Origin of the sequence: Vagococcus fluvialis (genome assembly GCF_003337315.1) — a bacterium.
Taxonomy (GTDB): Bacteria; Bacillota; Bacilli; order Lactobacillales; family Vagococcaceae; genus Vagococcus; species Vagococcus fluvialis.
This window is the reverse complement of the sequence record NZ_QPJV01000012.1, coordinates 64,165-79,226: the sequence shown is the minus strand read 5'-3', so window position 1 is coordinate 79,226 and position 15,062 is coordinate 64,165. Positions and strand designations below refer to the sequence as shown.

17 protein-coding genes are annotated in these 15,062 nt (G+C 32.6%); 10 read left to right on the top strand and 7 right to left on the bottom strand.

Going from position 1 to position 15,062, the window contains the following annotated elements; genetic code table 11:
- Window positions 1-315: 315 nt before the first annotated feature.
- The 4 genes from DFR54_RS10975 to udk all read right to left on the bottom strand — a co-directional run bounded on the left by DFR54_RS10975 (window position 316) and on the right by udk (window position 2,447).
- Window positions 316-684, bottom strand: coding sequence for a hypothetical protein (locus DFR54_RS10975; protein WP_126809083.1), 369 nt, complete (start codon window positions 682-684; stop codon window positions 316-318).
- 87 nt (window positions 685-771) lie between these two features.
- A complete protein-coding gene (yugI, locus tag DFR54_RS10970) occupies window positions 772-1,131 on the bottom strand; it encodes a S1 domain-containing post-transcriptional regulator GSP13 (protein WP_086341458.1) in 360 nt (119 codons plus the stop codon).
- Window positions 1,132-1,203: 72 nt separating this feature from the next.
- Window positions 1,204-1,788, bottom strand: coding sequence for a peptidylprolyl isomerase (locus DFR54_RS10965; protein WP_086341457.1), 585 nt, complete (start codon window positions 1,786-1,788; stop codon window positions 1,204-1,206).
- A gap of 26 nt (window positions 1,789-1,814) precedes the next feature.
- On the bottom strand, window positions 1,815-2,447 hold the full coding sequence (gene udk, locus DFR54_RS10960) for a uridine kinase (RefSeq protein WP_114290265.1): 633 nt from the start codon (window positions 2,445-2,447) through the stop codon (window positions 1,815-1,817).
- A gap of 240 nt (window positions 2,448-2,687) precedes the next feature.
- Here udk and DFR54_RS10955 point away from each other — a divergent pair, with 240 nt between their 5' ends.
- Entirely contained in the window at window positions 2,688-3,347 is a 660-nt protein-coding gene (locus DFR54_RS10955) for an ABC transporter ATP-binding protein (RefSeq protein ID WP_114290264.1), read from the top strand.
- On the top strand, window positions 3,340-4,098 hold the full coding sequence (locus DFR54_RS10950; protein WP_114290263.1) for an ABC transporter permease: 759 nt from the start codon (window positions 3,340-3,342) through the stop codon (window positions 4,096-4,098). The genes DFR54_RS10955 and DFR54_RS10950 overlap by 8 nt, the downstream gene beginning before the upstream one ends.
- Window positions 4,099-4,146: 48 nt before the next feature.
- Here DFR54_RS10950 and DFR54_RS10945 read toward each other — a convergent pair whose 3' ends face one another.
- On the bottom strand, window positions 4,147-4,704 hold the full coding sequence (locus tag DFR54_RS10945; RefSeq protein ID WP_167800301.1) for a recombinase family protein: 558 nt from the start codon (window positions 4,702-4,704) through the stop codon (window positions 4,147-4,149).
- 344 nt (window positions 4,705-5,048) lie between these two features.
- Here DFR54_RS10945 and DFR54_RS10940 point away from each other — a divergent pair, with 344 nt between their 5' ends.
- The 8 genes from DFR54_RS10940 to DFR54_RS10900 all read left to right on the top strand — a co-directional run bounded on the left by DFR54_RS10940 (window position 5,049) and on the right by DFR54_RS10900 (window position 12,991).
- Window positions 5,049-6,344 carry a Sapep family Mn(2+)-dependent dipeptidase gene (locus DFR54_RS10940; protein WP_114290268.1) on the top strand — a complete coding sequence of 432 codons (1,296 nt, stop codon included), beginning with the start codon at window positions 5,049-5,051 and terminating at the stop codon, window positions 6,342-6,344.
- 62 nt (window positions 6,345-6,406) lie between these two features.
- Window positions 6,407-7,123 (top strand): GntR family transcriptional regulator, LSA1692 subfamily, encoded by a 717-nt coding sequence (locus DFR54_RS10935; protein ID WP_114290261.1) that lies wholly within the window; start codon window positions 6,407-6,409, stop codon window positions 7,121-7,123.
- A gap of 447 nt (window positions 7,124-7,570) precedes the next feature.
- A complete protein-coding gene (locus tag DFR54_RS10925) occupies window positions 7,571-8,524 on the top strand; it encodes a glycosylasparaginase (RefSeq protein ID WP_114290259.1) in 954 nt (317 codons plus the stop codon).
- Between the two features lie 13 nt (window positions 8,525-8,537).
- A complete protein-coding gene (locus DFR54_RS10920) occupies window positions 8,538-8,867 on the top strand; it encodes a PTS sugar transporter subunit IIB (RefSeq protein ID WP_086341450.1) in 330 nt (109 codons plus the stop codon).
- Window positions 8,868-8,882: 15 nt separating this feature from the next.
- Complete coding sequence (locus DFR54_RS10915) at window positions 8,883-10,220, top strand: PTS sugar transporter subunit IIC (RefSeq protein ID WP_086341449.1); 1,338 nt, start codon at window positions 8,883-8,885, stop codon at window positions 10,218-10,220.
- Between the two features lie 12 nt (window positions 10,221-10,232).
- Window positions 10,233-10,754 carry a GrdB-related putative oxidoreductase gene (locus DFR54_RS10910; protein WP_114290258.1) on the top strand — a complete coding sequence of 174 codons (522 nt, stop codon included), beginning with the start codon at window positions 10,233-10,235 and terminating at the stop codon, window positions 10,752-10,754.
- A 64-nt stretch (window positions 10,755-10,818) separates the two neighbouring features.
- Window positions 10,819-11,883 (top strand): M42 family peptidase, encoded by a 1,065-nt coding sequence (locus DFR54_RS10905; RefSeq protein ID WP_114290257.1) that lies wholly within the window; start codon window positions 10,819-10,821, stop codon window positions 11,881-11,883.
- 19 nt (window positions 11,884-11,902) lie between these two features.
- Window positions 11,903-12,991: a M42 family metallopeptidase gene (locus tag DFR54_RS10900; protein ID WP_211315053.1), complete on the top strand. Its 1,089-nt coding sequence runs from the start codon at window positions 11,903-11,905 to the stop codon at window positions 12,989-12,991.
- 64 nt (window positions 12,992-13,055) lie between these two features.
- Here the strand turns inward: DFR54_RS10900 and DFR54_RS10895 are convergent, their stop codons facing one another.
- Entirely contained in the window at window positions 13,056-14,009 is a 954-nt protein-coding gene (locus DFR54_RS10895; protein ID WP_114290255.1) for an ABC transporter ATP-binding protein, read from the bottom strand.
- A 15-nt stretch (window positions 14,010-14,024) separates the two neighbouring features.
- The gene (locus DFR54_RS10890; protein ID WP_114290254.1) at window positions 14,025-15,062 is read right to left on the bottom strand and encodes an ABC transporter ATP-binding protein; all 1,038 of its coding nucleotides are present in this window, start codon (window positions 15,060-15,062) and stop codon (window positions 14,025-14,027) included.

The following is a 15,062-nucleotide window of genomic DNA, read 5'->3' as shown; positions in this document are numbered from 1 at the left end:
AATAAAAGTTGATTAACATCTTAAAGATGTTTAGCTCATTAATTTTAAAACTTGCTAGCGAATTGTATTCACTAAATATGGTTTGTTTCTACTAATGTAGAAACGCCCTACACATTTGGTTTGTCTTACTTTGTTCAGTTTTCAAAGATCAATCAGTTGTTGTTTTGCCAACTCAATAATAATATCATGATTACAATTAGATGTCAACATGTTATTTAAATTTCTTTTTCGTTACATTGTTACAAGAGAATCTCAAACAACTTTTATATCTTAACAAATAAAAAAAGCTAAGTCAACAAGAACTCAGCATTTTTTTTAACTTAAATAAGGAACTCCACTGATTTCAAAATTTTCTAGTATTTCTCTTAAGGTTTTTGGGTCTTCCCAAGAAAATATACTATCTTCTACATCAAGACTGTCTTTCTCTTCGTCTAAACTAAAAACAAAAAGTGGCATCTTCAATTCTCCAAAATACACGCTAGTTAGTTCAACTAACTCCATATTACCTGTATCTAAATGAACTTCATCTCTAAACTCATTTAGAATACAAGCTAAACTTGTGTATTCATTATCTACTTTTGTCATAACAAACTCTACTTGGTCGTTTTCTTTCCTAACAAGAAATTTTTTATGTCCATCTTCTTGATTAAGAATAACTGTTCCAGCAACCTTTACTTGTTCCAACATATTCCACCTCTTAAGTTTTAATGTTTAACGCGCTAAATTCGACAAATTTAATTATAGCATATTTTCTGAAATAAATCATTTAATTTACAGAATTTCTGTTAATGCTTCATCGATCCATTCATTTAATTTGTCTTCAATGGTTGCAAATCCTATTTTTTTATTTTTATTTGTGAAAAACTTTTTCTTTCTATAGACAGTAGGTGGCGCTGGTTGCAGAACTCTTAAGGATAAACTAATTTTTTTTGTGTATTCATCAATATCAATAATCTTCACAGTAACACTTTGTCCAATTTCTAATTCATCAGAAATATTTTTGATAAAACCATGTTTTACTTCTGACACATGAATTAGACCTTGTTGATTATTATCTAAAGAAACAAAAGCTCCATATGGTTGGATACCCGTTATCTTTCCTTTAATAACCATGCCAATTTTATATTCCATTCTATCATCTCCATTCAGATCATTTATATTTTAACACAAAAAAAGATTAAGGACGAAAATGTCCTTAATCTTTTACTCATTTATTTCAACTGCATCAATTGTAATATCAAATAATGGTCTGTCTTGAGGGTCTCTTTTTACTGAAGCCATCTCATCAACTACTTCCATACCTTCCATAACATGTCCAAAGACAGTATGTTTGAAGTCTAACCACGGTGTTCCACCATTTTTATACGCTTCAATAATTTCTTCTGGGAATCCAGCGCCTTCTAATTGGCCTAACATATTAGCTGGTACATTTCTATTTTGGACAATAAAGAATTGACTTCCATTTGTATTAGGTCCAGCATTAGCCATTGACAATGCACCACGTAAGTTGAAAACGTCTCTTGAGAATTCATCTTCAAATTTCTCTCCGTAAATACTTGTTCCGCCCATACCTGTTCCAGTTGGGTCCCCACCTTGAATCATGAAATCAGGGATAACTCGATGGAAGATAACTCCATCATAGTAACCTTTTTTACTTAATTCAATAAAGTTTTTAACTGTTTTTGGTGCTTGTTCTGGAAATAGAGCAACTTTAATGTCACCTCTATTTGTTTTAATCACCGCTGTAACTGTTGAACTATCTAAATTTAACTGTGGAAATTGGCTCATTTGAAATTCCTCCTATTATATAGTAATTAGTTTTCTAAAATACTTCTAACCTTAGTTGTTAACAAATCTATAGCAACTTGATTTTTGCCACCTTCTGGGACAATAATATCTGCATATTTTTTTGTTGGTTCAATAAATTGAGAATGCATTGGTTTTACCACACTCAAATATTGATCAATGACAGAATCAAGAGAACGACCTCTATCCTCAATATCACGTTTAATACGACGAATAATACGAATATCATCTTCAGTATCTACATAAACTTTAATATCCATTAAATCTCTAAGACACTCATCTTCTAATATTAAAATTCCCTCTACAATAATAACTTCTTTTGGTTCTTGAATCACAACTTCTTTAGAACGAGTATGTGCTTCATAATCATAGACCGGCTTTTTAATCGTTTGATAATTCATTAACTCTTTTAAATGTTCAATTAAAAGATCAGTATCAAAAGCTAATGGATGATCGTAGTTTGTATTTAATCGTTCCTCAAATGACAAATGACTTTGGTCTTTGTAATATGAGTCTTGCTCAAATAGCAATATAGAGTGATTTGGTAAGGCATTTAGTATGGCACGACTAACACTTGTTTTTCCACTACCAGATCCGCCAGTCACACCGATTACAATAGGACGCTCATTTTTTGTTTGCATGGTATCCCTCACTTATTTGTTTTTAATCCTTCTTTGATATCCTACTCTATCAAAGAGTGACTTTCAACATATTTGCTGTTTTTTTTCTATTTAATCACTTTATCTACTATTAATTATTAATAATCCTACATTATTAATCTAATCAATCATGATTCTCACTTTCAGTTAAGACTTAGAACAAATGGTTTGTTTCTGCTCTATGATAAGATGAAATAGATTAAGTAAAAAAGGAGAATCAATATGACAGAACATATATTAGAAATAAAGGATTTAACTTTTTCAGTTGATGAGAAAGAAATTCTTTCAAATATTTCTTTCCAAGTAAAAAAAGGAGAACTTGTTACAATATCAGGTCCCTCAGGTAGTGGTAAAAGTACTCTTCTAAAACTAGTTGCTAATATGTTACCTATAACAAGCGGGAATATTTTATTCAATAATCAATCTATGACTGAATATCAACCTACTGTTTACCGCCAAGCAGTTTCTTACTTTTTTCAATCACCAGTCCTATTCGGTGAAACCGTAAGAGATAATCTTTCGTTTCCTTATGAGATTAGACAGATTGAGTTTGATAAAGAACATGCTATATCTTTGTTAAAAGACGTTCAACTAGATCAAAGCTTTTTAGATAAAAAAATCACTTCTTTATCTGGCGGTGAAAAGCAAAGAGTCGCTTTTGTTAGAAATCTTTTATTTTTACCAGAAGTTTTACTATTAGATGAGGTGACGAGTGCTTTAGATGAGGAAAACAGTCAAATCATTCATTCGATTATTTCAAAACTTAATAAAGAAAACAATGTTACTATTTTATGGATTACTCATGATAAAAATGAATATCTAACTTCTAATAGAAGATTGTTTATTGAAGACGGCTTATTAAAGGAGGATACTCATGAATAGTTTAAACATTTCAAACTTATCATTATTTTTTGCCAGTTCTCTCGTATTGATTGCTTTACTGATTGATTACAAAGAAAAACTTGGTTTAGGAAAAGATATTTTCATTGCGGCCATTAGAACAGTGATTCAATTATTTATTATTGGTTACGTTCTTGGCGCCATTTTCAAAGTTGATAATATTATTACAACTAGCTTAATGGTTTTATTTATTATTTTTAATGCAGCCTATAATGCAGGCAAACGTGCTAAAACGCTTGAAAAAAGTTTTATTATTTCATTAGCTGCTATTGGTCTTGGGACTTTATTATCATTAACTGTACTACTACTTTCAGATACCTTAAAATGGACTCCATCTCAAATTGTACCTATTACTGGTATGATTGCAAGTAACGCTATGACAGCTGTTGGTGTAGGTTTTAGAACCATGAATTCTAAATTTACTGATCAAAGACAACAAGTTTTAGAAAAACTAGCTCTTGGAGCAAATAAAAAACAAGCTTCTCTTCCAATTATTAAGGAAAGTATTAAAACTGCCATGTCACCAAGTATTGATAGTGCTAAAACAGTTGGTTTAGTTAGTTTACCTGGTATGATGAGTGGTTTGATGTTTGCCGGTATTGATCCTACAACAGCTATTAGATATCAAATCGTTGTTATGTTTATGTTAATTTCAACAACTGGTTTTGCTACAATGATATCTTCTTACTTAGCTTATAAACAATACTTTAATTCATTTGATCAATTGAATTAAAAAAAGACTTAGACATACATTTTAGTTATGTCTAAGTCTTTTATATTTTTATCTTTCTTGAACGTATTTATACGCTGTTCCTAAAGAGATATTACATTCTTCTGCAATTTGACGAAGAGTGTAGCGATTGTTGTTGTATAAGAAACGGATTTGCTCGATTGTTTCTTCAGAAATTTTTGGACGTCCACCTACACGACCTTTACGACGCGCTTCTTGTAATCCTTTAGTTGTTCTTTCACGGATAATCATTTTTTCCATTTCAGCGATTTTTAAAATCATCTCTACATATGGACCATCAGCGATATCACTGTATGCAGCACCTTTTTTAACAACTACTAATTGAATATTTTTTTCTTTTAATTCTGCTAAAAATTCTGCTAATTGAATAATAGATTTTCCTAAACAACGTAATTCATAAACAACTAACTCATCACCTGAATTAAGAGTTGCTACGATTTCTTTTAAAACATCATCATTTTGACTGATTCCTTCGTTTAATTCTTCCTCAACTGTTACTGTTTCAATATTAACACTTTTTAATCCTTCAATTTGCTCTTTCACATAACTTTCTTCACTAGATGCGTATACATATCCGATTGTTTTCATTATCGTTTCCCCCTGTAAATTTTTTATTTTCATCTCGTTATATTTAATCTACGTTTCTTTTATTGATAGTTATGTTCACAGTATATCTCTTTTTTAAAAAACCTGCCTTATCAAACTTTTCTCAAGGTTGTGAAAAATCTGATAAAAAATAGCTTTATTTATGAATGCCTGTTATTTTAACCCTCGATTTACTTACTCTTTACTCAACTTTGATCAAAATTTTGTATTATTATATCCCCATAAAAAAACATCAAATTTCTATTTTTTCTTTTAATTACCCTTTGAAATCGTTTCCTTAGTAGTATATACTGCTTGTTAAAAGGAGTGATTTTTTGACTTATTCAATGTTTGATGAAGCTTTAAAAGAAATTGAACCGAAATTTTTTAGTGGTCTTCGTAGAATTATGCAAATTAACAGTGTAAAAGGTGAAGCACAACCTAACGCCCCCTTTGGTCTAGGACCAAAAAAAGCACTAGAAGAAACTTTAAACTTAGCTAAAGAACTAGGTTTTACTACAAAGATTATAAATGGTGCTATGGGTTATGCGCAACTTGGTGATGACAATGAAAACTACATCGGAGTTGTTGGACATATCGATGTCGTACCTGAGGGAACTGATTGGGATTACCCACCTTTCGATTTAACGCTTGATAATGATGTCTTTTACGGTCGCGGTGTTCTTGATAACAAGGGACCAATTATTGCTAATCTTTATGCTTTGTATCTATTAAGAGAAATGAATTACCCTTTTACCAAAACTATTCGTATTATTTTTGGTACTGATGAAGAAAGTGGTTCTGCTGATATTCCTCTTTACCTAAAAGAAGAGGTTCCACCCATGTATGGTTATACACCTGATTGTAAATATCCAGCTGTTTACGGTGAGCGAGGTGTATTAGGTCTTTCAATTAAAACAAAACTAAGTGATAACTCCCAAAATGTCTTAACTGACTTTTCAGCTAATTTTGATCGTAGCGCTGTCCCAGATACCTTACACTACTCAATTAGTAATAAAGCTTTTGATATTAAAGGAAAACGTGCTCCAAGTAATGCACCAGACATGGGGGAAAACGTGATTACTTATTTTGCTAATGAAGCTAAAGACAATCCTGAAGTAACAGGTGAATTTAAAGATTATCTTACTTGGCTAGCTAAAAGCTTACATCTTCAACATGATGGAGCTGGTCTTAATATTAACTTTTTTGATGAAGAATCTGGTTACTTGTCATTAACACCCTGTTCTCTTTTCTTTGATAATCAGGAAGCAACTTTAAATTTAAGTATGCGTTACCCTGTCAGCACTAAAAAAGAAGATATTATTAATATTTTAAACACTCAATTACCAAAGAATTCTACTATGGAAGTTACAAGAGACATGCCATCAACAAATTTTGACAAAGAACATCCGATGGTTAAAACAATGACTGAAGTTTATGAGTACGCTACAGGTTTAGATGGAACACCTGTTACAACAACAGGGGCAACTTATGCTAGATCAATGCCTAATATTATGGCTTTTGGACCTTCATTCCCTGGTCAAAAAGGGATTGCTCATAATAAAAATGAGTACATGGATAAAAAAGATTTACTTAAAAATTTAGAAATTTATACTTACCTTTTATCTGAATTAGGAAAATAGTTTTTTCACTAAAACCTCTTACTCTTTCATGATATAATACACTCGTGATGAAAGGAGTTCATATGAAAAAACCAAATATATTTGAAACAGTTGCTAGTAAAATTAAAAATAATATTGATGACGGAACCTATAGTCAAAAACAAAAATTACCTTCTGAATATGATTTAGCAAAAGAATTCGATGTCAGTCGATTAACCGTTAGAAAAGCGATTGATTTACTGATTTCTCAAAATCTTCTTGTTAAACAAAGAGGTAAAGGGACTTACATAATGAAACAAAGTGATAAATTTCAAAGTGGACAAAATGGACTATTAAGTTTTACTGAAAGTGCTAAGGCCTTTGGTAAAACATCAAAATCGATTGTTATTAATTTTGAAATTGTGACTAACCTCCCAGACGAAGTTAAGAAAAAACTTCAAGTTGAAAATGAAAGTATTTACCGTATCAAGCGTCTTAGATATTTTGACGAAGACCCTATGACCATTGAAGAAATCTATATTAGGACTTCTTTTCTACCAAAAGATATTACTGAAAAAGACATAGAACATTCAATTTTCAGCTTAATTTCTGAACAAATTGATATTTCTTATTCTCATCAAGAAATTGAAGCTGTTCTAGTAACCAAAGAATTAAGTGAATATTTAGATGTTCCTTTAGGTGATCCATTATTATTAGTTCACACAGTTACTTATGCAGCTTCAGGTATTCCAATTCTTTATGATAACTCTTATTACCGAGCAGACAAATATACATTTAAAAATATCTTACACAGACCTTAATAAAAACCACAGACTTTATCCCCACATAGACTCTGTGGTTTTTATTTTAGTAAATATTAGAACAAAGATAGTATGTGGAACAAGGATTTATTGCAAGACATTGATGAATTTCTTGAATAATATTTGTTTGTTTTACTGATGATTGAACAATAATTGCTTTACCAAATAATACATATGAAAACACCAATCCTAAAACTATAAGTCTAATCACTTTATTCATATCTAACATCCCTAAAACTCCTTTCTCCTCTTAAATTTAATATACAATTAAGCCCTTTTTAATTTAAAGTTTATGATTATTCATAAGATTCTTTAGAAATTATTAAACTTTAATAGACAAATATGTGTCAATTTTATTGTTAATTTCAGTATAGACAAAACAGTATATACTATTATATAATGATTATTGAAAACGTTATTATTTTAATCGGAGAGGTGAGGCTTAACATGAATTACGGGACAATCGCAACCTGGAGAATGGCTCATGATGGCATTGTTGCTGCAATGGAACAATTAAAATCTGGTGCTTCTGCTGGTGATGCTCTCGAGACAACAGTAAAATCTGTTGAAGATTATCCATACTACAAATCTGTTGGCTTTGGTGGGTTACCAAATGCAAAAGGAATTTTAGAAATGGATGCTGCCTTTATGGATGGAGATACCTTCCAAATAGGTGCGGTAGCAGGAATTGTTGATATTAAAAATCCAATTTCTGTTGCAAGAAAATTAAGTCACGAAAAATTCAATAGTTTTTTAATTGGTGACGGAGCAACACAATATGCGATTGAGCATGGTTTTGAAGAAAAAGAAATGCTTACTGATCGCGCTAAAAAAATCTGGCAAAATCGCTTAGATGACATGAAAAAACACAATTTAAGTCCTTATGATGGTCATGACACAGTTGGTGTTGTTACTTTGGATACTCATGGAAGTATGACAGCTGGTACATCAAGCTCTGGTCTTTTCATGAAACGTCCTGGTCGTGTTGGTGATTCACCATTATCTGGTTCTGGATTTTATGTTGATAGTGAAGTCGGTGGAGCTGCTGCAACTGGCTTAGGCGAGGATTTAATGAAAGGTATTCTTTCATATGAAATTGTTAGAAAAATGAAAGAAGGTTTATCACCTCAAGAAGCTTGCGACCAAACAGTTTATTCTTTCCACGACACATTAACAAAACGATACGGAAAAGCAGGTGCCTTCTCTCTTGTAGCTATGAATAATACAGGTGAATGGGGTGTCGCAACAAACGTGGAGTTTACTTTTTCTGTTGGAAACGATAAAGAAGAATCTGCTATTTTTATTGCTAATATGGGAGAAAATCACACAACTGTGATTGAACCTATTACTCAGGAATGGTTAGATGCTTACGAAAAAAGAATAAAAGCACCTATTGAATAAGGAGGAAATAAAAATGAGTAATAAAAAAATCTATTTATTTTGTAGTCAAGGTATGTCAACAAGTATGCTAGCCCAAAAAATGCAAAATGTGGCTACTGAAAATAAAATGCCTGTAGAAGTCAAAGCATTCTCTCATGGTTTGTTGCAGGAAATAATTGATAAAGAACATCCAGATGTAATTATGTTGGGACCACAAGTTCGCTATCTATATGATGATACTGTAAAAAACTTTGAGAAATACGGTCAACCTATTTTAATGATTGACTCAGAAGATTACGGTGTAATGAATGGTGCTAAAGTATTAAAACAGGCACTTATTGCTTTAAAAAATAACAAGAAATAAAGGAGAACAAAAGGTATGATGAATAAATTAGAAAAAGTTTTAATGCCAGTTGCCGATAAGTTAGGGAAAAACAAGGTATTAATCGCGATCAGAGATGGTTTTTTAATTACAACACCTCTAATCATTGTAGCATCTATATTCCTATTAATTGCTAACTTCCCTATTCCAAACTGGTCTGAATTTTGGGCTGGCTACTTTGGTGAAGGTTGGGAAATGTGGTTTACAAACGTTTCAAGAGCTGTCTTTAACATGGTTGGTTTCTTAACAGTTTTTGGTACAAGTTACGCTTATGGTCGTGAATTAAAAGGTGATGCGATTCAATCAGCTGCGATTGGTATTGTTTCATTTTTAATTTTAACGCCTACAAGAATCAATGTTGAAGGTTTAGAAAACCCATTAGGAGCTTTAAGCTTAGACTTTCTAGGTTCTGATGGTATCTTCTTAGGTCTTTTAGTATCTCTAACTTCTGTTTGGTTATTTAACTGGGTATATCGTAGAGGTTGGACAATTAAAATGCCTGATGGAGTTCCACCTGCAGTAGTTAAATCATTTGAAGCACTAATTCCAAGTTCAATTGTTATGATTTTATTCTTCTTTATTCGTATTGGAATTGCAATGACTCCATTTGAGACTATGCATAACTTGATTTTTGAAGTGTTACAAACACCATTAAAAGGTGTAGGAAATACATTAACTGCCCAATTAATCTATGGACTAGCTTGTACTGTATTTTGGGTATTTGGTATTAACGGTCCCGCTGTTGCCAACTCAGTATTTGGCCCTGTTACAAAAGTTTTAACAATGGAAAACTTAGATGCTTTCCAAAACGGCGCTGATTTACCTAATATCTTTACTGATCCATTCTCAAACTTCTTTACTAACTGGGGTGGTGGCGGAAGTACATTATCATTAGTTATTGTAATGATTTTATTCTGTAAATCACAACGTATTAAGCAATTAGGTAAACTGTCACTAGTTCCTGGTATTTTTGGTATTAACGAACCAATCATCTTTGGTTTACCAATTATTTTAAATCCAATTATGGCGATTCCATTTATCTTAGTTCCTCAAATTAACTTAGTACTATCAACATTTGCAACAAAAATGGGAATTATTCCTTATACAACTGGTGTTGCTTTACCGTGGACAACACCAATCGGATTTTCAGGTTACCTGTCAACAGGAAGCTTTGTTGCCGCACTTTGGCAATTCGCACTCCTAGCTCTTGGTTGTTTAATCTACTATCCATTTATCAAAACATTAGATAAGCAATATCTATTAGATGAATCTCAAACAGTTAGCTTTGAAGAAACAGAAATCTCATTTGATGATATTTCATTTGATGACTTATAGGAGTTGAAGGTAATGAAAGTTGTTTTACTTTTTGATCAAACACAGGCTGGTCTTGGTGGAAAAGAAAATCCTATGCTACCTCTTGGTGGTAAAAATATGGGTATCGGTGCCTATAATATGTTGGAGCCTTTTCTAAAAAAACAAGATGCTTCTGTCATTGCTACACTGTATTGTGGTGATGGTTTCTACTTAGAAAATAAAGAAGATGTCACTAAAAAAATAGCAGGTATGGTAAAAAAAATGTCACCTGATGTTGTCATTGCTGCACCTTCTTATAATTATGAAGGTTATGCAAAAATGTGTGCTGAAGTGGGTATATTCATTGAAGAAAAAGTTAATATCCCAGTTGTAACTGCTATGTCAACAGAGTGTGACAGTGTTATTTCTGCTTACAAAGATAAGATAACAATCGTTAAAATGCCTAAAAAAGGTGGAACTGGATTAACTGATTCTCTTGATCATATTTGCCAATTAGCTGGCTTAAAAGCACGAAATGACAATTTAGAAGAATTTAAAAATAGCTTTTGCTACTAATATTATTTCTCAAAATAAAAGCTCCTGTTAATCAGGAGCTTTTTAATTAAAGGAGCGTTCATTCATGAAAACAGATACTTTATCTTTATTAAATAAATTAACTGAAACAACAGCTATCTCTGGTAATGAAAAAAATGTGAGTCAATTATTAAAACAAGAATTAGTCTCTATTACCGATGATATTGTTTATGATAACCTCGGTTCTATTTTCGGTATCAAAAAATCTCAAACAGAAAATGCACCAGTTGTAATGGTATCAGGATATATTGATGAAAGTGGTTTTGTTGTTAAAGAATTACTAACCAACGGAACAATCAAATGCCTTGCCATTGGTATTCATAAAAAAGATAGTCTTTTAGGAAGTAAGATTCAAGTAATCACTGCTAACAACAAAACTATCCCAGGTGTTATTGTTCCAACAAATTCAGCTGGTGAAATTTTAAACGATAAAAATGAAGTTGTTATTCAATGCGGTTTTTTAACTAAAGAAGAAATCATTAACGCTGGAATTGATTACGGGGACTCTGTTACTTATGCAACAGATAGCTTTCTTTCAGCAAACAATACACACTATTTCGGAAAAGCAATCGGTCGTTCATATGGAGCTCTTCAAGTAATCCATTTATTAACCGAATTAAAAGATATCGAGTTGCCTTTTGATTTATATGCTGGTGGAACTGTCTTAAACCAAGTTGGTAATCGTGGTGCCCAAACAGCAACAAATTTAGTGCAACCTGATTTAGCTATTACTTTCGATACATTAGAAGCCAATACCGACATCACAAAAAATGAAAAACAAGGAATTTTAGGTGATGGACTTCTTCTGACTTATTATGACCGAAGTATCTTACCTAATAGAAAATTAACAACAGATTTTAAAAATAGTTGTATAGAAAAAAATATCTCTTTCCAAAATTATTACTCATTAACAAGTAGTGATGCTGGCTGGATTCATAAATTAAGAGTTGGTTCTCCTACCTTAATGCTAAACATTCCTGCTAGTAATTTAAATGCTAGTACTTCTATAATAAATTTAGCAGATTTAGAAAATGCCTTGCAAGCTTCCCTTCATTTCATTTCAAATTTATCTAATGAAGATATCTTATCTTTCAAACAAGAGAATAGATAATTATAAAGGAGGAAAAATGATGGAACCTTATGGAAAAGTTAATTTAACTCTCCTAAAAGAGTTAAGTGAAGTTCACGCAATTGGTGGATATGAAAGATTTGTTAGTCGAATAGTTAAAAAGCACGTTGAAAATTTTGTAGATGATATTTCTTATGATAATTCAGGCTCTATGATTTGTTTAAAAAAAGGAAAAAAAGATGGGCCTAATATTATGCTTTCTGCACATATGGATGAAGTTGGCTTTATGGTTAGACATATAGATGAAAATGGATTCGTTTATTTACTGCCAATTGGAGGTTGGTGGGGGCTTGTTATGCCAGCTCAAGAGATGGTTGTCACAACTATTAGTGAACAAGAATATATTGGTGTAGTTGGTTGTCGTGCCCCTCATGGAATGCCTGAAAAAGAAAAGAGCAAAGTAATTGAACCTATGGATCTATATCTAGACCTAGGTGTTTCTTCAAAAGAAGAAGTTCTTTCCCTAGGCATTGAAATAGGTGATATGGTGACACCTAATACTAAATTTAGAGTCATGAATAATCCTGACTACTTACTGGGAAAAGCATGGGATGACCGTATCTGTGTTGCAGTATGTACAGAAATTATTCAAAACTTAAAAGAAATTAACCATGATGCCAATATTTATTTTGTTGCCTCCACCCAAGAAGAAGTTGGGATTCGCGGTACAAGAACTGCTACACATGTGATTAAACCAGATTTAGCTATTGCTCTTGATGTTACTACAAGTCAAGATACTCCTCTTGATTCTGGAAGTACGGCTTTAGGAAATGGCGTTGTACTCTCTTTTTTAGACTCACTGACTATGGCTCATAGAGGCGTTTACAAAGAAATGAAATTTCTTTCTGATCAGTTAAACCTTGATATTAATTATGATTTTATGACTGAGGGTGGAACTGATGCTTGTAATATTCATAAAGCAATGACAGGTATTCCAACAATGACCTTATCATTACCAACGAGATACATGCACTCTTCTCGCCTGTTGATTCATAGAAAAGATTACTATCAAACTGTCCAATTACTAACAGAATTTTGTAGTACAATGACCCAAGAAAAATTACTTTCTATAAAAAATGAAATTAAATAAAAAAAGAACTAGCTCCTAGGAGTTAGTTCTTTTTTGTATAAGAAACAGTAGACGGGGGAACTGTCTACTGATCTTTCTTAGCTTGGAGTTTCTCTTGATACATCGCTACCTCATCATCACTACAATAAACAGAGTGACCAGGCGCAATTTCTTGTAATCGGCGTTCTTTTCCGTCGTCTACTTGTGGGGTATAGACAATACGTTGACGCTCTCTTTCATAATCTGGATCTGGTAAAGGGATAGCTGAAAGTAAACTTTCAGTATAAGGATGTAAACCATAATTATAAATCTCACTGGCTGTCCCTACTTCTACTAATTTTCCAAAGTACATAACCCCGATTCGATCACTAATGTATTTAACCATTGATAAATCATGGGCGATGAAAAGATAAGTTAATTTTTCTTTTTCTTGTAATTCTTGAAGTAAGTTAACTACTTGAGCTTGAATTGATACATCAAGAGCTGAGATAGGCTCATCACAAATGATGAATTTAGGCTCAACTGCTAATGCACGAGCTATCCCAATTCTTTGACGTTGCCCACCTGAGAACTCATGAGGATAACGAGTACCATGACTTGGATCTAAACCAACTGTTTTTAACAATTCATTAACTCTATTAGTTCTCTCTTCTTCCGTTTTTGCTAAACCGTGGACATCAATTCCCTCAGCAATAATATCTTTAACTTTCATTCTAGGATTTAATGACGCGTAAGGATCTTGATAAATCATCTGAACATCACGTCTAAATTGACTCATATTTTGACGACCTTTGATTTTTGCTACATCTTCCCCGTCAAATTTAATTTCACCACTTGTTGGGTTATACAAACGGATAATACTACGTCCTGTTGTTGACTTACCACAACCAGACTCGCCTACAAGGCCAAATGTTTCTCCTTCATAGATAGAAAAACTAATGTCATCTACTGCTTTTACTTCATCTGTTCGACCAACATTAAAATGTTGTTTTAAGTTATTCACTTCAAGTAATAATTTCTTTTCTTGTGTTGCTTCCATGTTGTATCCCCCTTTCTAAGCTCCAAAACGCTCTTTGTATTTTTCTCTTCGTCTAACAATCTCAGCTGGTGGCGTTACTTCTGGTGCTCCAGGAGCTAGTAACCATGTAGCAGCTTTATGTGTTGGCGAAACTTCAAAAAATGGTGGCGCTTCTTCTGTATCGATTTGCATCGCATATTCATTACGCGGATAGAAAGCATCTCCTGTTGGTGGATCTAATAAATCTGGAGGTGAACCTGGAATAGCATAAAGTTTTTCTTCACTCGTTTCTAGTGTTGGCATTGAGCTTAATAATCCCCATGTATATGGATGTTGGGGGTTATAAAAAATTTCATCTGCTGTTCCAATTTCAATAATTCGACCACCATACATAACGGCTACTCGGTCAGCCACGTTTGCCACTACTCCTAAATCATGAGTAATGAAAATAATAGATGTTTGAATTTTTTGTTGAATATCTTTCATTAAATCAATAATTTGAGCTTGAATTGTTACATCAAGTGCTGTTGTTGGCTCATCTGCAATTAATACTTCTGGATAACAGATTAATGCAATGGCAATAACAATACGTTGACGTTGTCCGCCTGAAAATTGATGTGGATAATTTTTAAGTCTTTTTTCAGCATTTGGAATACCTACTAATTTTAATAAATCTAGAGCACGGTCCAAAGCATCTTTTTTAGAGATTTTACGATGTTTACGTAATGACTCTGCTACTTGGTTTCCAATATTCATTGTTGGATCAAGGGAAGTCATTGGATCCTGGAAAATCATAGCAATGTCTTTTCCTCGAATGGATTGCATCTCTTTTTCTGTCTTATGAACTAAATCTTCGCCTTTAAATAAAATTTGACCTTCATCAATATTTGCATTATTAGCAAGTAATCGCATAATTGTTCTAGTTGTTACTGATTTCCCTGAACCAGATTCCCCTACAATTGCTAGTGTTTCACCTTTATGTAAATCAAAATTTACACCACGAATGGCGTGAACTTTACCAGCAAAAGTATCAAAGGATATATTTAAGTCTTTCACTTCTAATACTTTTTCCAT